The organism is Thalassotalea euphylliae, assembly GCF_003390395.1.
Lineage (GTDB): Bacteria > Pseudomonadota > Gammaproteobacteria > Enterobacterales > Alteromonadaceae > Thalassotalea_F > Thalassotalea_F euphylliae_C.
Genome location: NZ_QUOV01000001.1, coordinates 657,840 through 677,618, shown reverse-complemented (window position 1 = coordinate 677,618; position 19,779 = coordinate 657,840). Strand labels below are relative to the sequence as shown.

Genomic DNA, 19,779 nt, shown 5'->3' with positions numbered 1-19,779 from the left:
TCAGCTAACTCACCGTAGCAAGGTAACGATTTAGCGTTTCAGATAGCGCGTCTTTATTAATTGGCTTGCTCAAATAATCATTCATGCCTGCCGCTAAGCACTTTTCTCTGTCTCCTGCCATGGCATTAGCTGTCATGGCAATAATCACCATTTCTTGATGCCGCTTACCACTGTCGCCAGCACGAATCGCACGTGTTGCTTGATAGCCATCCATTTTAGGCATTTGAATATCCATTAAAGCTACATCATAGTGTGCATTGCTCGCACTTAACATAGCTATCGCCTCAATACCATTGGCTGCAATATCACAGCTGTAGCCCAATTTATTGAGTACCCCTTTAGCAACCATTTGATTAACGCGATTATCTTCAACTAGCAGAATCTTATGTGGCGTCGCTGGGTTTTCTGCTGGTTGCGAACTTGTGCCTATTGGCGTCACACGTTCAGTGTCGACTGTCGATATTGGGTTGTTGTTATTCTCAGCGGGCTGCGCTAAGTTGCTTGGCTGGTCATTTGCACTGTCTTGGCTGTTTGGTTCACTTTGGTTGCCCTGTTCACTTTGGCTGCCTAGCTCACTAATGTAATGTCTCGTCACAAGCGGATTAGCAAAACGCAACGCTTCGCCATCGTCCGCAATAATATTAACTGCGGCGCGCAAATCGTTAATCGTTGCAGGTTTGGGGAAATAACCACTAAAGCCCATTTGCGCAAAATGTTTTGCATCACCCGGCGTTTGCATCGATGTCATCACAATCAGTTTCATCTGCTGTTCAGGGTCAAGCTTTATTAACTCACGCGCCAGCATTTCACCATCCATGGTTGGCATTTGCATATCTAAAATACCAATATCGAATAGCGGTTGCTCAGTTTCAATACGTTGCTGACATACAAGTAGTGCTTGTTCGCCACTACTACAACTCGTCACATTCGCTCCCCATTGAGTGAGCTGGCGATTTAAGACTTCGCGATTAGTGTCATTATCATCCACTAAAAGAATAGTCAGTTCACTGATATCAACTTCCGGCATACTGGCAACGATTTGCGGTGTTTTTCCAACCCGAATATCACAAGTAAATTCGCTACCTTTATCTTGCACTGTACTGACCGATACATTGCCATTCATGCGCTGACAAAGCTTCTTAACAATCGCTAAACCAAGGCCTGTGCCACCGTAATGGCGAGTTGTTGATGAGTCTACTTGACGGAATTTTTCAAATAATAAATGCAGTTTATCTTGTGGTATGCCAATGCCAGTATCTTTAACAACCAGTTTCAAACGCCAATAAGCTTCATCTTCTTCCGTCAAGCTTGCTGAAATAACCACTTCACCACTGTGCGTAAACTTAATCGCGTTACTAATTAAATTAGTCAGCACTTGCCTGATACGGCTTGGATCACCGATGACTTGCCGGTCGCTCAGCCCAACTGTATCAAGGATCAATTCAATGCCTTTGCGCTGAGCCTGTGGCGCCATCGCTTCGCTCAACTCACCCATCATATGCGCTAGATCAAACACTATTGCTTCAAGATCTAGTTTATCTGCATCAATTTTAGAGAAATCTAAAATATCATTAATCAACTGTAACAATGAGTTTGCACTACTTTGTGCTAGTTGCACTTTGTGCTGTTGATCGCGATCTAATTCACTGTCTTGCAGCAACTCTAGCATACCTATAACACCATTCATCGGTGTGCGAATTTCATGGCTCATGCTGGCAAGAAATTCATTCTTAGCTTTAACTGCCGACTCAGCCTGCGTTTTCGCCGCTTTCAGCGCCAGTTCGTCACGCACGCGATCGGTTACATCGTAATTTACACCAATTAGATTAGTAACTTGCCCGGTTTCATTTAGGGTATTAATCGCCGAGGCTTTGATATAACGCACCTCACCTGATGGACGGATAATTCGAAATTGCGCATCAAACTTATTGGCAGTGCTAATCGCCTCTTGTAATTGAGCACTGATTTGCTTTCTGTCATCCGGATGCAAACCTTGTCGCCACGCCGAAAGCGCCCCAGAAAAGCTATCACGCTCAAGACCATAGAGTTTGAGCATCCACTCGTCCCATTGGAGCTCATTGGTCAACACGTTAAAATCCCAAACACCAATTCCCGCAGAATCAGCGGCTAAGCTCATACGTTGATTACTTTCCGTTATTTCACGAGCAGCCGCTTTTTGTTCGCTGATATCGAGATGCGTTCCTATCATTCGTTTAGGTCGGCCGTCTTCATGCCATTCAACAACCTTGCCCGTGTCTAACACCCACAGCCAATGTCCGTCTTTGTGCCTTAAACGGGTTTCACAATTGTAACGCTCGGTTTCACCGCGCCAATGACGTTCAAGTTCAAGTTGAGATTTTGGTAGGTCATCAGGATGAACCCTTAACGACCAAGACTTGGCGCTGACTGGTGCGAGCTCTTCTAAGGTATAGCCAATAATATTCGCCCACCGCTCGTTGAGTACCGCTTTGTCGGTGTCAATCTCCCAATCCCAAATACCCACGGCGGTAGCATGTATTACGGAGGCTAATCGCTCATTACTGTCAGACAGTGCCTGCTGCGCTTTAACGCGTTCGGTAATGTCTTGAAATGAGCCGTACAAACGCACGCACTCACCGTCTTCAAATTCTGCTTCGCCCTTGGCAATAACCCATATTTCACGGCCTGTTGCGGTGACTAACTCCAGCTCTTGCTCATAAGATTCACCATAAGCAATAGAACGCTCAACCAACTGAGTAATAAGATCGCGGCTACGGCCTTCTTTATAAAAGTTTATCGCCGTAGCCAATTCAGGCACGTAATCCGCCGGCACTTCATGAATTTGCTTGGTCATTGATGACCAATAAATTTGATTCGTTTTTAAATCGACTTCCCATGCACCAAGGCGTGCTAACTGACTCATATGTTCCATCAACTGCTGCTGACCAGACAACTGTTCACGTTGGCGATTGCGAGTTAACTCATAGCCAACCCAATGCGCCATAAGTTGCAATAGCTCAATGTCGGAATCTTTAAAGGTATGCGCCGAAGGCGAATCACTGGAAAAATTCATGGTGCCATAACGTTTACCATCAACCCACAGTGGCGTACCTATGTAGGTTTCTAAAGCAAACTCTTGATAGCAAGGATGACCACTTAACTCACTGTTAGCAACGTGTTCAATTGCCAAGGGTTTATTAGCATTTAGCGTATGAAAACAATAAGTTTTAGCCAGAGTGAAAGTATCTCCTGGCTGTAAAGCATCGTCAGGGCTAAGGGCACTGAGTATCACATAATCATCATCTTCAATTTGACTAATAATGCCATTAGGCAGGTGAAATAAATCACAGCCTAACGCTAAAATTTGCTGCATTTTATCGTCAAGGTCAGCGTTACTGTTTGTGGTGATTTCGTGTATACGCTTTAAGGCAAACTCAGTTCGTCTTTGCTCAGTAATATCGTTTTGAATAAGGATAAATTTGTTGCGTTTGGTATCTGCCTTTAATGGCACTATGGTAGTCGTGAACCAAAGTTTTCGGCCGTAACTTGAGAGCGTGCACAACTCACCTCGCCAGACATTACCAGTACGTAAGGTTTGATAAATTTTTTCAATAAAGCTATCGCTGTGATGATCGCTACGCAGCTTTTCGACTGGTTGAAACAAAAGTGCGTCTGGCTGGTAACCATAAACTTTGCTAAAACGTTTGTTATAAAACGTGATAGTGCCTTGTTGATCAAACTGTAGTACCAGTGAGTGTTTATTAATGGCAAATTGAAAGTCTGAAGCACGATTGCGCTCATTACTTAACTTTGAGTATGTGTCGCGCAATAGTTTGCGCATCACATAATAGGCATAATAAGCAACAAACAAAAAAACCAAAATAGTGATTGACCAAATCACATAGCCTTTGCGCTCACTCGCATGATATCGCTGGCTCGCCTCTAGCTGAAAAACATCTAAGGCATGCTCAAATAAAAAGACAAAATCATCACTTGCCAGCTCATTAATTTGCGCTTGTTGCTCAGCAGAAATAGTAGAATTTAGCCCCAGTGCTTTAGCGCTATCTAAATAGGAAGCAAGACGTTGACTCAAGTCATAATAAGCTTGGTAATTTCTTGAGAAGTCTGACGATTTATTTTCCATCAGCAAACCAACATGTTGCACTAAGACACTGAGGTTGTCTCGCATTCTAGTTGCTGTGGAAATTACTTTGGTTGCTAACTTCGCATCACGAGCAGTTCCATTGCCCTGCTGATAACTTTGCAGTAACAGGGTTATTTGTTGAAGCAAATTGCGCTGTTCATTAGCTGTTATCGACACTTGTTGAAAAATTTGCTGCTCTTGATAATGAACGCGTAGCTGGTAAAAAGCAGCAATCACCAAAACAACATTCAACGCAAATAATAAAACATAACGTCGAGTAAAATTGGCGAGTACTGAGTGCATTTTTTGCATCTAGCAACCCTAGTAGATATAGGTTAAAAGTAAATTAGGTTAAAGAAAGAGTTATCAATAATTTGTAAAGTATTGCACGCCTGCAAAGCAAATCAATGCCGAAGTTGTTCGTTACAGACTGCATAGCCATAGTTACAGAACAATTCATGCTCGATATTGATTACTCTTGTACTAACAATCGACTAAGCGACTGCTGATATTTCACTTTTTTCTCTTCAGTAAAACCGACATGCGTTTCTACTAGTTTACCTTCGCGATTAAATATCATGCTGCTTGGCATACCCGGCAAGTTAAAATGGCGAGCAATTTTGCCATTTGGGTCGTAAATAACATCAAAATCCGCAGGATGCTCCTGCAAAAATGCCAAGGCGTGTGCTTTGTCTGCATCTAAATTGACGGTAATGATTTTTAATCCCTGAGACTGATATTTTTGCTGCATCTCATTCATCCAAGGGAAAGACGCTTTGCAGGGGATGCACCACGACGCCCAAAAATCCAAATAAACCACCTGGCCTTTATGATTGGCAAGTGACTTTTCCAATTCGATAAGTTTGGCGTGTTTCGCTGACACTTGGCTCGAAAACACAAGCATCAGCACGACGCTTAGCATGGTTAGTAGTCGATGAGTCAGAGGAGCAAATATCTTTTTCATAGTCATAAAAATATGGAGTAAATTAACAATTAGTCAAAACGGTAGCTAAGTGAAACAAAGAGCGAGCGCGGCTCACCAGCAAAGTAGCGGTATTGACCAAAGCCAAAGTCAGCGCGTTCAGCATAATCTTGATCCGTTATATTAAGCCATTGTGCTGCTAAGGTTAAGTTCGTCGCAATGGGCACACTGGCACGAAGGTTAATCAAGTTGTGGCCTTCATAGTCTGCCGTGTTTTCAGGGTTAACAAAATAATTCCCCATATGTTGCCACTCAAGCACCACTTGTTTGTCGTCAGGTGATTGCCAGCCAAACTGAACACTGCCCATGTGTTGCGGCGCGGTATCTATTTCATTTCCTTTAATGTTCACGCGACTTAGCGTCAGGTCAGCCTCATACGTATGGTTGGCTAAGGTGCCATTGGCTTGCACAAAAAAGTGATTAGGCAATTGGTAACGTAACAAGAATTCTATACCGCGATGACTTGTTTCACCGTTATTAACGTTTTGGCGATCAGCATCTTGAAAAATAACCTGCTCTTTTTCCATCGCGAATAACGATACATCATAAAACAGCTCACTTGCTTGACCGCGCATGCCAAGCTCAATGCCATCTGATGTTTCTGGCGCTAAGTTCGCAACTGTTTGCCCCGCTTGCAGGCGAAAAAGCTCCGTTGCTTGTGGTGCTCGATAACCTTGTGAGTACTGGCTGTACACTTGATGGTTGGGTGCTAACTGATAACTCGCCCCCAATTCAAAAGAGGTTTCATTGAAGCTCACCTGCTGTGAACTTGGGCGCGTATACCGACAATTCGTTACCTCTGGTGCGCAAGCGCTGCCATCACTCAAGTTGTTTTGGTAGTCATAATCTGTGTATTCATAGCGCATACCAGCCGATAGCTCTAATCGGTCTGCCACTTGCCAAAATGCTTTCGCATAAGGGGCAATTACCGTGGCATCGACTTCATAATCATAGTGAAAACCAGCGGGTAAGTGCGGTGCAAATGGCTCAGCTTGAAACTCGGTAAGTTCACCCTGAGTATGGTCGATATCTACACCTGCTATCCAGCTAAACGTTTGCTGTACTTGTTGATAACTGAGCTTTACGCCTGCCCCAGTTTGGCTATTTTCTTCAACAGGCTGCCACGGCAGAAAATGTTGCAGAAATTCCATATCAGTCCAGCGAATGTAAGGAGTGATGTTAACCACTTCCTGCTCGCTAGGTCGGTAGTCAATAAGCGAGTAGGCTCGCACGCTTTGACTGTCTCGATAAGCTTCAGGGTTTGGGTTTTCACGTTTGCGAGACTGCTCTTTGTACGCCTCAAAGCCCCGAATAAAACCAGCGGTGTCTTGCGCTAAGTTAGCACCTGATATGACATTTTTTATCGACCAATTTTCACCTTTAAATTGATGAATAAGCGTTAGCTTTTGCTGTTCAAAGCCGCTGTCATCCTTGTAACCACCGTCATGGCTGGCATTGCCATAAGCCATTACACCATGTTCACCTTGTTGATGGCTGACACTGAACTTAGCTTGTTGGTAATCGTGAGGACCTAACGTAAGGCCAAGCTCACCACCCTGGTTCGACAAAGGATCTGGGGTAATAACATTAATTACACCATGTACCGCATTTGAGCCATAAAGCGTGCTTGCTGGCCCACGCAGTACCTCAACACGCTGTGCTTGTAACGCATTGGTATCGAACAATTGGTTAATATTGCAAAATCCCAAACCGCGCAACGAAATACCATCTTGCGCCATAAAAAATGCGCCACAACCGCCACCGCCAGTGAGCACAGGAGAGCGCAATGCCGTTAAATGCTCTTGACCATTTCCTCGACTTACCCAAGCGCCAGGCACACGAGACATCACTTGGTTAATGTGTTGGTGATTCACCTCATGCAAGGCATCTTGACCAAGCACCGTTAAATTACTGCTCAGTTTTGCTAGCTGTCGTTCAATACCAGATGCCGTTACGGTTATGGTTTCAAGTGTTTGCTCTTGTTGAGCATAGGCCTGCGAAGAGAGACAAATCAAAAAGGTATAAATAGGAGAGCAAGTCAATAAGCGAGAAAAGTTCAAAATTTGTCCTTAGTAAGGCCGCAAGCTCAGGTAGAAAGTTCAAGCAGAAAGCACCAGCTAAAAAGGGCTACTATTTATGAATTTTCGCTATGACTTTCTAGCCAATATTTTTATTTGTTTTATCAGTATTTTTGTAAGTATTCGTGAGCACTAAGCAATCGATTTAGTTAGTAGTCAGATAGGCAAAGATCGCTGCTCACTTACTGAAATTAGCTACGTAAATTAGTTGCCACTAACCGCTGCAATACACTCCACTTCGACTAGAGAGTCAAGCGCTAATTCGCTTACTGCAAACGCGCTGCGTGCAGGATATGGCGCACTAAAATACTGTGTGTAAACTTGGTTAAATGCTTTGAATTGTTTGATGTCGGTGAGCATGACTAAACACTTGACAACATCAGACATTTGATAGCCATGTTTAGTTAATGTCGTTTGAATGTTTTTCATAACCTGATGTGCTTCGCCCTCAAAGCCACCCGTTGCTAACTTTCCGCTAGCTGCATTCCAGCCAATTTGCCCAGAAAGATAGAGTGTGTTACCAACTTTCACTGCTTCCGAAAATGGCAAAGCCTTGTTACTTGGTTTGCTGTTTAAGAATTGAATATCGTTTTCTTGAGATGCAAAAGAAGTTGTTGCGACTAATATACTCATCGCAGTCACTAGTGCAGTGATCGTTTTTTTCATGTTCCAACCTAATCTAATTGTTTTTATTGATGTGGTTTGCTAACTCAGTAATAGGATGTCAGCTACCGAGTCTTTCTTGTGCTTGCTTACGACATAGTAAGACCTGCGGATTAAAAAATACATTCAAAAACGATGCATGTAAATTTACATTCACATTAATTTAAAATTGATATGCATGACATTCACCAAGCCTTCCCTATGAAAGCTTGTTAAAAACCATTTGGTTATTGGCATCAAAATTAGGCCGTACTGCTCATCACCATTGATATATTGACCTATTCAAAGCGAACAATGGATACAAAGAACAAATACAGATAACGTGCATGCATTTAATTTATATGAACAAAGAGGAATTTCACTTTCAACTTAATAAACGACAGGCTATGGTAATAAGTATTAGTAAATTCGTGACTGCAATAATCATCATAGCGATAAAGGCAGCGGCCTTTATTGGATATTGCGCGACTAATAACCTTATCGCTCAATAAGTTAAACTTAACGAGTCGCAATCACTTAGTTACAAGTAATAGAGCTAATGAAGCATTTATTTTTCATCTTATTAATCATTGCCAGTACCTTTGCACACGCAACTGCCAGCCAAGTAGAGGTAGTTTCTGAGCATTGGCCACCCTTTATTGTTCATCAGAAAGGTCTTGCACATCAGTCAACGCATAAAGTCACTGGCCAAGTTACCCGCAATGTCCGTGAAATTTTACATCTGGCGGAGCTTGATTACTCTTTAACCATTTACCCATGGGCACGAAGCTATCATTTGGCAACCAATAAACCAAATGTACTGATTTATTCAATTTTTAAAAATGAACAAAGGGCACCTAAGTTTCATTGGTTCTGTCCTATTTACCGATCCACACCAATTAAAGCCTACAAATTAGCCACTAACGACGCTGACGTTCATTCACTTGAAGCATTGAAGTCTGCCGTTGTTGGTGTGATGCGCGGTGACAATAGCTACAAGTATCTACTCGACAAAGGATTTGAAGAAGATACGCATTTGGATGTCTCTGCCAATGAAGAGATTAATTTGTTGAAGCTTATTACTGGCAAAATTGATGTAGTAATACAGTCAGAGCAAGCGTTGCGTTATCGATTAAAACAGCTTAACGCCAGCCACCTAACGATTGTTGAAGGACTTACTCTGCATCCCATAAAACAAACAGAGCATTGTATGGCGCTAAGCCAAGGCACAGATGAAAAGATTATTGATAAAATCGATAAAGCTTTTAAGCAATGGTTAGTTGCACAGAACTCATAAGTAACTTATGAGCAATAAGTAGCCGCAATCACTCCCTAGCCACTAACTTTATTATGTTGATATCATTTTAATGACACTGCCAACAAGTCAGTGAAAGTACTTATCCCCTGTTTAATTCGTCTAAACAGCTCTCAGTTTATGCCCCTTACAGGACTGTCTGTTCTCAAACTTCAATACCGCAAGAGTAATTGCTCAAATATTGAGCAAAGCAACTAATGTGCTGCACCAATTAGTAACAATACATTTCCATAACTTTCCATTAAAAGTTATAACCCATTGAAATTATAGGGTTATTGTTAATTGGTTTGAAATATGCAAAGTGTTGATTGCTAAGCATTTAATAGTTCAAAGATGAACTAAAGAGTTATCTGATATTAGCTAGCTAATCGGCAATATCGACTAACGATTATCAACACAACACATAACCGAGCAACGGCGCTCTCACTTACTTGTGCATAACACAAGGAAAGTGTGAGCGCTTTTTTATTGCTTAAAAACCCGCTCAATCGTTGGAAATTAATAATAACAACCAGAGGAAAATTATGGCTTATTTAGAACCCAAAGAGTTCGCGACCAAAATGGTCGATGCTGGCGAACAAAAAATATTTATGTCCACTAAAGACACCTTTATCCGTGCATTTATGGCGGGAGCAATCTTAGCGCTGGCTGCTTTTTTTGCGATCACAGTGATCAGTAAAACCGGTAACCCGCTACTTGGTGCTGTGCTATTCCCTGTCGGCTTTATTATGTTGTACTTGATGAAGTTCGATCTACTCACAGGGGTATTTACCTTAGTGCCATTGGCTATTATTGATAAGCGACCTGGCTGTACCATGAAAGAGTTGTGGCGTAACTGGGGTTTAGTATTTTGCGGTAACTTTGCTGGCGCATTAATGGTTGCCTTCTTTGCTTCCTTTATCCTCACTTATGGCTATCAAATAGATGGTGGCGCTGTTGCAGAAAAGGTTAGCACCATCGGTGAATCGCGAACCTTAGGCTACAAAGAGCAAGGAATTTTAGGTTGGTTCACTATTTTCATTCGCGGCATGCTATGTAACTGGATGGTTTCGATGGGTGTTGTTGGCGCAATGATTTCAACATCAGCAGGCAGTAAAATGGCGGCGATGTGGATGCCAATTATGCTGTTCTTCTACATGGCGTTCGAACATTCAATTGTCAATATGTTCCTATTCCCATTCTCAATGATCATGGGTGGTGAATTCACGGTTGTTGATTACTTGGTATGGAATGAAATTCCAACTGCGCTAGGTAACTTAGCTGGTGGTTTCTTACTTGTGGGCTTACCGCTTTACTTAACTCATGTGAAAACCAGTAAAGAAAGAAAAGCCTCAGCAGTAGCAGAAAAGCCTAGTATGGCAGCGTTGTAACACAAGATCGCAAACTTGTGTGAATACTGAAGCGGTGAACGAGTGAATTGGCACTTATTCACGGCTTCAGATATCACTTAGCCCCCAAACAATCTAAGGTGTCGCAGTGAGTACCTTTGAGCAATCAAGCACTCTATTAGGCAATTCGTTAGACATTCAGTCAAACGTTAGTCTTCGCCTAGCCATAGGGGAGTTTAGCGATAGTGGCCCTAAACCCATAAACCAAGATTTTCACGGTGCTATTCAATCACCAGAGCCACAGCTAAGTTTAAAGGGCAATGCCGTTGCACTTGCTGACGGTATTAGCTCTAGCGATGTTAGCCACATTGCCAGTGAAACAGCGGTAAAAACCTTTCTTCATGACTACTTTTGTACGTCTGACGCGTGGTCGGTGAAAACTGCTGGTCTTAAAGTACTTGCCTCAATTAACGGCTGGCTTCACGCACAAAATCAGCAAAGAGAATATCGATTAAATCCCGATAAAGGATTGGTTTGTACCTTCAGTGGCATTGTATTTAAAGCCTCAACCGCGCACGTATTTCACATTGGCGATAGCAGAATTTACCGCATTAGAGGCCAAGCATTAGAGCAGTTGACCAAAGATCACCGTGGCTGGCTCTCTAGCGAACAAAGCTATTTAAGCAAAGCGTTAGGTATTAACCACTCATTAGCGCTAGATTACCAAGCACTTGAATTAGCCGTTGACGATATATTTTTGCTTTGTACTGATGGCATATTTGAGTATTGCAGTACCGAGTCGATCCTCTGCCACCTTGCTGAGCATAAAAACGATTTACCACAAGCGGCAAATGCTATTGGCCAGCAAGCACTTGCCAATGGCAGCGACGACAACATCACGGTACAGATTGTCAAAGTAGAACAACTGCCGCAAAAACTTACCTCAATGATGCAGGCTCAGCTTGATGAGCTGCAACTTCCTCCTTTGCTATCACCAAGGCAAGAGTTTGATGGCTATTTGATCATGCGAGAAACCTACGCCAGCAGCCGCAGCCACGTTTATTTAGCCAAAGACATTGAAACAGGCCAGCAATGCACAATTAAAATTCCCTCGTTCGAGCTTAGAGAAAACGCTGAATATCTTGAGCGATTTTTAATGGAAGAATGGGTTGCTCGGCGCATCAACAGTGCTTATGTCATGAAAGCACAATTGCAACAACGTTCACGCAACTACCTTTATACCGTATCTGAGTACATTGAAGGGGTGACATTAAGCCAATGGCTGATTGACCACCCAACTCCAAACTTAGCGAATGTACGCGAGATTATTGAGCAAATTGCTAAGGGTTTAATGGCATTACATCGCCTTGAAATTCTGCACCAAGACCTCCGCCCTGAAAACATTATGATAGATCACACAGGGACGGTGAAAATCATCGACTTTGGTGGCGTTAGAGTCGCTGGCATTGTTGAAGCAAAATCAGCAAGGCAAAAAGATGATATGCAAGGTACCGCTTTGTATATGGCACCAGAATATTTTGTAGGCGAGCCAGTCAGTGCACTTAGCGATCAATTTTCGTTAGCCATGATTGCTTATCACATGTTAAGCAACCGTTTTGCCTATGGTACGCAAGTTGCCAAACTCGACACGCACGCCGCGCAGAGGCGCTTAGTGTACCAAAGCGTACTTGACGACAAGCGCGCTATTCCGGCTTGGGTTGATTACGCTTTGCGCAAAGCACTGCAACCGACGCCAGAAAAGCGCTACGAACAGCTCTCAGAATTTATCCATGACCTGAGTAACCCTAACCCTCAATTTATGCGTCAAGCGCGTGCACCGCTGATAGAGCGCAATCCACTGAAATTTTGGAAAGGGTTGTCATTTATTTTGGCAACGAGTGTCTTTGGCTTGCTTATCTATATTGAGCAACTCACCCGCTAAGCTCGAACCAGTTTCACATTAAATATTAATAAAAATGAGGAAAGTAAAATGATCACAAGTAGAGAAGAAGTTACCGCAATGATAGTCGCGCACAAAGTGCAAACTAACATCAAATGGAGCGATGTAGCGGCTGCGATAGGCCTTTCGAAAGAATGGACAACCGCAGCATGCTTAGGACAAATGACCTTTACCAAAGCGCAAGCAGAGCAAGTAGGTGAGATATTCGGGCTAAGTGACGAAGCCATTGCTTGGCTGCAAATTGTTCCTTACAAGGGATCTTTGCCAACGGCTTTACCAACAGACCCTTTAATCTATCGCTGGTATGAAGTCGTTAATGTTTATGGCAGTACCATTAAAGAACTTATTCATGAAGAGTTTGGCGACGGTATTATGAGCGCGATTGACTTTTCGATGGATATTCAACGGGAAGAAAACCCTGCTGGCGATCGTGTCAATGTTGTTTTATCGGGCAAATTCCTGCCGTATAAAACCTATTAAACAACTAGGGCGTGTTGATCTTTCGAGATTGAATTTTGTTCAATCTAAACGCTTTCTGATCGCGGCGCTCGCTTTGTCGCATAGTCGTTCTCGGCTTTGTCTCCTGAGTCGCTCTACCTCCTACATCCATGCCGTCGTATGTAAAAATCGAGCAACAATGAGCAGGAAGCGTTTAGATGAACCCCCTCAACATAAAATAAAGGGGCAGCGTCTGTTTGAATTTTCTACTGTGTTGGCACTTATTTATGGAGAATGACTACACTGCACAAGTGCCGCCTTGTATAAAACCCAAACAGACTGCTGCAAAAACAACCCTGAAAGATCAACACGCCCTAGCCACTCACCATCAACAAGTTGAATCTTATAAGAATGCGGCCTTTAGGCAATTGTTAACAGCATCTCAAAGCCGCATTTTATAGGATTTTTGATAAACCCGAACCTTATGCCAAGCTCATCAAAAAGTGTTCTTCATCGAATATGAGTTTGTTAGACTAGAGGTTAGGTTCTCGTTTTGTTGAAACTTTTCAATACATCACAATCATTTAACCAGTCTATTACTATGCCGTACCAAGCCTTGAAACAACTGCTTAGCCCTATTGTCACTATGGATGACAGTTTATGGGAGGCTTGGCACGCAATCACCAAGCCGGTGACCATAGCAGCGGGTGAACAAGTGCTATCAGCTGGCGAAAAGCAAACCCACTTTTATATTATCAAGCAAGGTGTGGTGCGCTTTTTTTATATTTCTCCTGACGGCAAAGAGTGGAATAAAGCGTTTTTTAAAGAAGGCGACCCAATTGGCTCGTTGTCAGCCTATTTAACTGACTCACCCAGTCAATTTACCGTTGAAGCAATTGAGCCTTGCACGCTATATAAAATCGCAATTGATGACTTTAATCGCCTGATCAAAGCACACCCGAAAATTATGGGATTTCTAAACAATCTCACGATTAAGTTATTTACCAGAAATGAGCAACGTGAAGGAATTTTGCTAACGGGCAATGCAGAAGAGCGGTATCAATGGCTGATGGCAAATGAAGCTTGGCTAATTGACAGGCAAATTCCGCAATATCACATTGCCTCATACCTGAGTATGGATGCGGTTTCCCTATCACGTCTTAAACGTAAAAATAGCGCAAATTAATGCGCTATTTTTATGCCTTTAACGTTTAGCCTTTATGTTTTAAACCTCAAGTAACTTAAAGGTTAATTTCAAGATTTAAGCTTTCCGCTAAATGATGACATGTTTGGGCTAAAGACTCGCTAGACTCAGATGTTGAAAGATCTAACGACACTTTACCGCAGCTCAGCATTTTCGCCGTAATATCAACAGCAACACTCGGCTCTTGCTCTGCCAACTGCTCTTTTACCGCTGATGCAGCAGCTAGAGCGCGCAATTCCGTTTTTTGAATTTTACCCACTGCCGTTAGTGGTAATGCATCAAGCAAAGTAATCGCCTTTGGCTGTGCCGGTGGCTCATCAATATGTTCTTTAGCATGGGCCATTAATTCCTCAATACTGACATCTGCTCCCTCATGCAATTGCACGTATACCACAGGCAATTCACCAGCATAGGCATCTGGTTTACTTACGGCTGCTGCCAGTGACACCGCTGGGTGCTCCTCTAAACAACTTTCAATCACCACAGGGTCAATATTATGCCCACTGCGAATAATCAAATCTTTAGAACGGCCAGTAATAAATAAACTGCCTTCGTCGTCTAAATACCCCAAATCACCGGTTCTAAACCAACCGTCAGTGAGTGGAGATTCCGAAACGCCAAGGTAGTTTTCAAAAACCATAGGGCCGCGTACACATATCTCGCCGACACCATCTGAATCAGGTGCTAGCTCATCAATGGCAATTTCCATTCCAGCCGCTTTGTAGCCTGCGCTCAACAACTTAGAGGGTGCATCTAAATGCGGCATGGCAATAACGCCTGACGTTTCGGTCATACCATAGATTTGATAAAGCTCAAGGCCAGTCAGTTTAGTGATGTCTTGTCCAACACTCTCTGGCAGTGAAGCACCTCCTGAAAGTAAGTAGCGTAAAGAGCTAATATCGCTGTCGATTGGCACGCTAGTTAGCGCTGCAACAGAGGTTGGGATTGCACCACCTAGCGTTGCTTGATAACGCTCAACCAACTGCCAGTATTGTTTGATAACTTGCGGATCTCTAAATCCAGCCATGGTCGGAAACACAGTATGAATACCGGCCGCCAAACCGCCGAGGCCAAGCACGAGTGCGCCGGCAACATGAAATACCGGTAAACCATTAATTAACGTGTCTTTTTCACTTGCTTGCATCGCTTCAACAAAAGCGTTGGCTGTAGCTAAATGGTTTGCTTGGCTTTGTACTACCAACTTAGGCGAGCCGGTTGTTCCACCGGTATGAAAATAGGCCGCAACATCAGTTTGTATTGGCAGCCAATGCTGAGGTAACACAGCCGCATCAAAATCGCTTAGCTGAGCACTAAATGCTGGGGCTTCATCAGCAGGAAAAACCACGGGGACGAGTTTAATATCGCGAGCAGATTTTGCGGCGGCAGCTTGTGCCTTTTGCCAAAAGTCCGTTCGAGGGTTTGGCCCTAATGCGAAAATAATATCGGTTTCTGCTTTGTCCATTAACACGGTGAGTGCATCAACACTTAGCAGTGGGTTTAGCGGGTTAGCAATGCCACAACTTTCCGCTGCCCATAGAATATATTGAGCTTCGGAAATATTCGGCAGTAAGAAAGAAACCACAGGGCGCTCACTGCTGTCTTCAGAGAGGCCAACATGATGACGAATTAATCTGACGGTGCGATGCAGATTATCAAGAAATGTTTGATAACTAACGGTTTCGTCGACTAGCTCTGACGCTAACTGTTTAATTAAGGTGAATGCTTTAGCGTTAGGCTGCTGCTGACAAACGTGTTGCAATAAATGATAAACGCTTGGCATATCAATCGGTGCTGGTGATGCGGAATGTGACATGAACTCTCCCCGTTTCTTTTTAATATTTTAAGAAACATACTGAGTGTTATTGAAACTAGGGTCATTAACAAATGTTAATGCAATTGTTAGCAAGTAACGGCAAGCGTTTGGTTTGCTCGCGCTGCAATCGCTATCGGCTAATGCTTTCTAACGAGGAAATAAATGGTGGAGAAAAGAAAGAATAATATTGGTAGAAAGCCTTGGTTTTACAAATAAAAACCAACTATTTTCAGTTATTTATTCGCGTACGGATTCGTTTATTGACTCGTTTATTGATTAAGCAGTGACAGCGCTAATTCTGGCTGGATATTAGCTTGCGACAAAATCGATTGTGATGCTTGTTGCAAAACTTGCTCTCTGGCTAATTTTGCCGTTTCGCTGGCATAGTCGGTATCTTGAATGCGAGAAGTGGCGGCAACAATATTCTCATGTGAATTCATTGAAGTTCGAGCGGCGCTCGACAACACGTTTATCGACGCACCGTATTCACTGCGATAGCCAGCAATCGTGTTTAACGCATTTTGCAGCGCGCTAATTGCTGTTTGAGCACCTGATGCACTGGCAATGGTTAAGGGGGCTATGCCCAAATCAACCGATGAACTGGCAGTTTTTTCGATATCAATAAAATCGTCATTGTTTCCGTCAGGTGTGGTCGCGACAAACACTTTAAACGGCTCATCGTTATTAACCGTGTTCCCTAGGTTGCTATAATTCACGGTGAGGTCAAAACTCCCGCTACCGACTACCGCCACATAGAGCGGCTCTGTCGTGGTATCAATATGAACCGCTTCAATAAGCGTTCCTCCGGTATTAACACCATCATTATTTCCATCAGCGGGAGAAGTACGATCACCGTCTCCGCCAAAGCTTATCGTCATACCATTGTAGCTAGTACTGTTCGCCGCGCTAGGCGAGTAAACGGGCCCACCTGAGTTTAAATTACTCGCGTCATAACTCGCGCCTGGGGGGAAACCGTTTGGCGGGGTAAATAAATTATTTTCGACATCTTGCGGTGTACTAATAGGGATATTGTCAGCGTTATTTTGCCAGCTATTATCATTTAAATCGGTACCCACCAAATGCCTACCATCCTGTGTAAATATTTGGATGTCATCATCTAATCCAAGTGAATCAAGTGTTAAGCTGATATTGTTAGAGCCAGCAGGGATTGCAGCAAACGAACGGATACCAGAGCTAAACGTACCACTTCCCCCACTGATGGGAAAAATATCCCCGAGCGAAGGTACGTTGTCACCACCAAGTAGCGGGAATCTGCCAAAAATTTCGGTTTCGTTAGCGATGCGATTTATTTCTTGCTTTAACCCTTGAAATTCAACATCTAGTGCTTGCTTATCGGTTGTCGTAAGCGAGCCATTTGCCGCTTGAATTGCTAATTGGTACATGCGTTGTGCCATATTTGACACCTCAGCCAACGCACCTTCAGCCACCTGCGCATAACTAATGCCATCGTTAATATTTTGCTCAATGCGTGTTAATGCATTCGACTGGGCGGTAAGCCGTACAGAGATCTGCAAACCAGCAGCATCGTCGGCGGCAGAGTTTATTCTCTTCCCCGATGAAAGCGCTTCATAGCTTTTTTCTAGCCGATTAGCATTAGTGTTAAGCTGATTGATAGCGTTGAGTGCTGACGTGTTGGTATTAACAAACATCAGTCACTAAACCCTATGCCGAGTCCAAGTTGCATTACCTTTTCAAAACGATTCAAAAAATTGACAGAAATCTAAGTAATGCTGGTAAAGCACGAGCTATACCAATGTAGAATTAACCGATAAAGAAATCCTTTACATGTGTTCTACTATTGAAAAATGGCAATAAAGACAAAAATTTAGGAGGGGGTTGAACTTTGTTAAACCTCACCTTGAAGATATGGGTTAGCACGCCATGGCTCGGCCGCCAAATCAATAAAAGTCCAAATTTTGGCGTTGGCTTGACGCCCTTCAACATGAACAATGGATACAGGTAAATCATCTTCCTCAAAGTCAGTTAGTATTCGCTTAAGCTGGCCTGTTGCAAATGCTTCGCCTACCTGATACCACATAAGTCGAATGAGCTAAGTGGCCAAAGATGAGGTATTGCTCTGCTGTGCGCAGCTTGCTGCAGGCACAAAAACACTCACGCTTGCTTTATAGCTGGTTACCGCTATTAATATCCGTGAAATCGATTAACTGGCTGGCTTGGCGCTTGTTCGTTAATGTTCGCAGGTGTTAGCCAATAGTCGCTAACGTTCACTAATATTCGCTAACATTCGAGAATAACGATCGGCTATTAATCATACGATTGGTGCATGAACCCTTAAATTCAACGATTTTTCGATTATTGCGAGGTGCTAGCGCGTGAATTTCATCAACCGTTGAAGTGCCATCTACCTGACTGTAAAACACCGCAAGTTGACCAGCAAAATTATCTATTGCTCGTGTCACTGAAAGCGCCTTCAAACGCACTCTATCGTTGATGAACACCTCTTTTTCCATGCGTGCAAGCAACATACTCGGTAGGCGGTTTTCACGAATAAACTGCTGTAACCTTTGGTAGAAATCAAGTACTGGCGAAACCAAGGTTAATTTGCCTTGATAGCGGGAAAACCACATGCTGTTGCCGACAATTGAGGTACCAACTCCTTGCGTAATCACATGTGATGGTGCTGGCAAATAACGTGATGCAATATCAAGCGCATTACTCCAATTGGGTAGAGAGACAAATTGCTCGCTTCGGCTTTGACTATGGTTATGTCCGGTTTTGCTATGACCACCTCGCTCTGGTAAAAATTCAATGGCGATGCAAGTATAGCCCTGCTTAACCAAGCGTTTTATAAGCGGAGTAAACTGATGCGCATTCCCCCAACCGTGCACTAACCATATATACGGACTCTCTGTGTCACCTTGGCTTTCGCCTCTACTGTTGTTATCGCCGGTAGTGTAAGTGCGAATACAACCATATTTAGTACGATATAATTTTCGCTTGCTCTCCTTAGTCCAACGCACGCTTGAAGAGCGTGGGGTGAGTAATTTGCGCTTAACTAGTCCGTAAGCATATTCGGGAAAACATTTGCTCAACAGCTTAATCCCAAAAATGAATAGTCTTTCCTCGCTCATCACTTATCCTACTGCACTTTTGATCGAGTTTTTGTTGCGGATGAATCGAGTTCAAGCGAGCGGTCAACATAAGGGTAAAACTCGCTTTCGGTAAAAATGTGCTCAAGTAACTCAAACTTAGCGCGGCAGCTACAACAAGTAGTAACAACTTTCACTAAACCTTCGTCAAACAAATGATTATTTGAACCATACACGTTAAACAGAAGCTTTAATTTTTTTAGATGCTCTGGTGTCACCTTGCCAGCCAACTGCTCCAGCATCATCAGTACTTCAAGGCAATTATTGGTATCGGGGCGAGCTATGGTGAAAATACGACTTAAAACTTCATCTGCATCAAGCTCATCGGCGTTAATATCGCTTTTTCTAGTACTGTTCTTAGCAATTGTATTTTTTTTCTTAAACGCACTTTGCAAAGGTTGCGAACTAATGTTTTCCAGGTTTTGATTAACGGTTTGCTCAGCTAGAGCATTTGTATATTGATAGACTTCCTTGGCTTGGCTAGCTTGGTTAATTTTGGCTAGGTCGGCTATTGAAGAGTTAAGAACTATATCGTGATTGAGCTTATAGCGACTTTGTCTCATCAGATATAAATCAATCAAAACGGCAATTATTATTAAGATGATTATGCTGAACAAAAGCCAGTCCATAACAGTAGCTCCAAGGGTAGACTCGTATTTTGCCTAGGACTATAAACTGCAAATAGGGAGGAAATATGGATAGGCTTCTCGTTTGTTTTTCTAGAGAAAAGGAAGCGCCAATAAAAATAGTGCGGTTATCTATGAG

Annotated in this window: 14 protein-coding genes; 5 read left to right on the top strand and 9 right to left on the bottom strand. The window is 43.0% G+C overall.

The window, feature by feature from the left end; genetic code table 11:
- Positions 1–4 precede the first annotated feature (4 nt).
- The 4 genes from DXX92_RS02910 to DXX92_RS02895 form a co-directional block, all read right to left on the bottom strand.
- The gene (locus DXX92_RS02910; protein ID WP_115999061.1) at positions 5–4,435 is read right to left on the bottom strand and encodes a PAS domain-containing protein; all 4,431 of its coding nucleotides are present in this window, start codon (positions 4,433–4,435) and stop codon (positions 5–7) included.
- Between the two features lie 160 nt (positions 4,436–4,595).
- The gene (locus DXX92_RS02905) at positions 4,596–5,087 is read right to left on the bottom strand and encodes a TlpA disulfide reductase family protein (RefSeq protein WP_245961386.1); all 492 of its coding nucleotides are present in this window, start codon (positions 5,085–5,087) and stop codon (positions 4,596–4,598) included.
- A gap of 29 nt (positions 5,088–5,116) precedes the next feature.
- On the bottom strand, positions 5,117–7,165 hold the full coding sequence (locus DXX92_RS02900; RefSeq protein WP_245961385.1) for a TonB-dependent receptor: 2,049 nt from the start codon (positions 7,163–7,165) through the stop codon (positions 5,117–5,119).
- Between the two features lie 222 nt (positions 7,166–7,387).
- Positions 7,388–7,849: a RidA family protein gene (locus DXX92_RS02895; protein WP_115999059.1), complete on the bottom strand. Its 462-nt coding sequence runs from the start codon at positions 7,847–7,849 to the stop codon at positions 7,388–7,390.
- 535 nt (positions 7,850–8,384) lie between these two features.
- Here DXX92_RS02895 and DXX92_RS02890 point away from each other — a divergent pair.
- The 5 genes from DXX92_RS02890 to DXX92_RS02870 all read left to right on the top strand — a co-directional run bounded on the left by DXX92_RS02890 (position 8,385) and on the right by DXX92_RS02870 (position 14,052).
- A complete protein-coding gene (locus DXX92_RS02890; RefSeq protein ID WP_115999058.1) occupies positions 8,385–9,122 on the top strand; it encodes a substrate-binding periplasmic protein in 738 nt (245 codons plus the stop codon).
- Between the two features lie 542 nt (positions 9,123–9,664).
- Positions 9,665–10,510 (top strand): formate/nitrite transporter family protein, encoded by an 846-nt coding sequence (locus DXX92_RS02885; RefSeq protein WP_115999057.1) that lies wholly within the window; start codon positions 9,665–9,667, stop codon positions 10,508–10,510.
- Positions 10,511–10,616: 106 nt separating this feature from the next.
- Positions 10,617–12,410, top strand: a complete 1,794-nt coding sequence (locus DXX92_RS02880) for a bifunctional protein-serine/threonine kinase/phosphatase (protein ID WP_245961384.1) — start codon at positions 10,617–10,619, stop codon at positions 12,408–12,410.
- Positions 12,411–12,458: 48 nt separating this feature from the next.
- On the top strand, positions 12,459–12,908 hold the full coding sequence (gene cynS, locus DXX92_RS02875) for a cyanase (RefSeq protein WP_115999056.1): 450 nt from the start codon (positions 12,459–12,461) through the stop codon (positions 12,906–12,908).
- A 511-nt stretch (positions 12,909–13,419) separates the two neighbouring features.
- Positions 13,420–14,052 (top strand): Crp/Fnr family transcriptional regulator, encoded by a 633-nt coding sequence (locus tag DXX92_RS02870; protein WP_147301922.1) that lies wholly within the window; start codon positions 13,420–13,422, stop codon positions 14,050–14,052.
- A gap of 55 nt (positions 14,053–14,107) precedes the next feature.
- Here the strand turns inward: DXX92_RS02870 and DXX92_RS02865 are convergent, their stop codons facing one another.
- The 5 genes from DXX92_RS02865 to DXX92_RS02845 all read right to left on the bottom strand — a co-directional run bounded on the left by DXX92_RS02865 (position 14,108) and on the right by DXX92_RS02845 (position 19,577).
- The gene (locus tag DXX92_RS02865) at positions 14,108–15,883 is read right to left on the bottom strand and encodes an AMP-binding protein (protein WP_115999054.1); all 1,776 of its coding nucleotides are present in this window, start codon (positions 15,881–15,883) and stop codon (positions 14,108–14,110) included.
- Between the two features lie 269 nt (positions 15,884–16,152).
- On the bottom strand, positions 16,153–17,553 hold the full coding sequence (locus DXX92_RS02860; protein ID WP_115999053.1) for a flagellin: 1,401 nt from the start codon (positions 17,551–17,553) through the stop codon (positions 16,153–16,155).
- 197 nt (positions 17,554–17,750) lie between these two features.
- On the bottom strand, positions 17,751–17,942 hold the full coding sequence (locus DXX92_RS02855; RefSeq protein ID WP_115999052.1) for a hypothetical protein: 192 nt from the start codon (positions 17,940–17,942) through the stop codon (positions 17,751–17,753).
- A gap of 190 nt (positions 17,943–18,132) precedes the next feature.
- Positions 18,133–18,996, bottom strand: a complete 864-nt coding sequence (locus DXX92_RS02850; RefSeq protein WP_115999051.1) for a hypothetical protein — start codon at positions 18,994–18,996, stop codon at positions 18,133–18,135.
- An 8-nt stretch (positions 18,997–19,004) separates the two neighbouring features.
- Entirely contained in the window at positions 19,005–19,577 is a 573-nt protein-coding gene (locus DXX92_RS02845; RefSeq protein ID WP_147301921.1) for a hypothetical protein, read from the bottom strand.
- Positions 19,578–19,779: the final 202 nt, after the last annotated feature.

Bases quoted from the DNA above. Each gene is read 5' to 3' on its own strand.
- DXX92_RS02850 (WP_115999051.1), bottom strand. From the start codon at position 18,996: ATGAGCGAGGAAAGACTATTCATTTTTGGGATTAAGCTGTTGAGCAAA.
- DXX92_RS02905 (WP_245961386.1), bottom strand. From the start codon at position 5,087: ATGAAAAAGATATTTGCTCCTCTGACTCATCGACTACTAACCATGCTA.
- DXX92_RS02885 (WP_115999057.1), top strand. From the start codon at position 9,665: ATGGCTTATTTAGAACCCAAAGAGTTCGCGACCAAAATGGTCGATGCT.
- DXX92_RS02855 (WP_115999052.1), bottom strand. From the start codon at position 17,942: ATGTGGTATCAGGTAGGCGAAGCATTTGCAACAGGCCAGCTTAAGCGA.
- DXX92_RS02865 (WP_115999054.1), bottom strand. From the start codon at position 15,883: ATGTCACATTCCGCATCACCAGCACCGATTGATATGCCAAGCGTTTAT.
- DXX92_RS02895 (WP_115999059.1), bottom strand. From the start codon at position 7,849: ATGAAAAAAACGATCACTGCACTAGTGACTGCGATGAGTATATTAGTC.
- DXX92_RS02910 (WP_115999061.1), bottom strand. From the start codon at position 4,435: ATGCAAAAAATGCACTCAGTACTCGCCAATTTTACTCGACGTTATGTT.
- DXX92_RS02860 (WP_115999053.1), bottom strand. From the start codon at position 17,553: ATGTTTGTTAATACCAACACGTCAGCACTCAACGCTATCAATCAGCTT.
- cynS (WP_115999056.1), top strand. From the start codon at position 12,459: ATGATCACAAGTAGAGAAGAAGTTACCGCAATGATAGTCGCGCACAAA.
- DXX92_RS02845 (WP_147301921.1), bottom strand. From the start codon at position 19,577: ATGAGACAAAGTCGCTATAAGCTCAATCACGATATAGTTCTTAACTCT.
- DXX92_RS02890 (WP_115999058.1), top strand. From the start codon at position 8,385: ATGAAGCATTTATTTTTCATCTTATTAATCATTGCCAGTACCTTTGCA.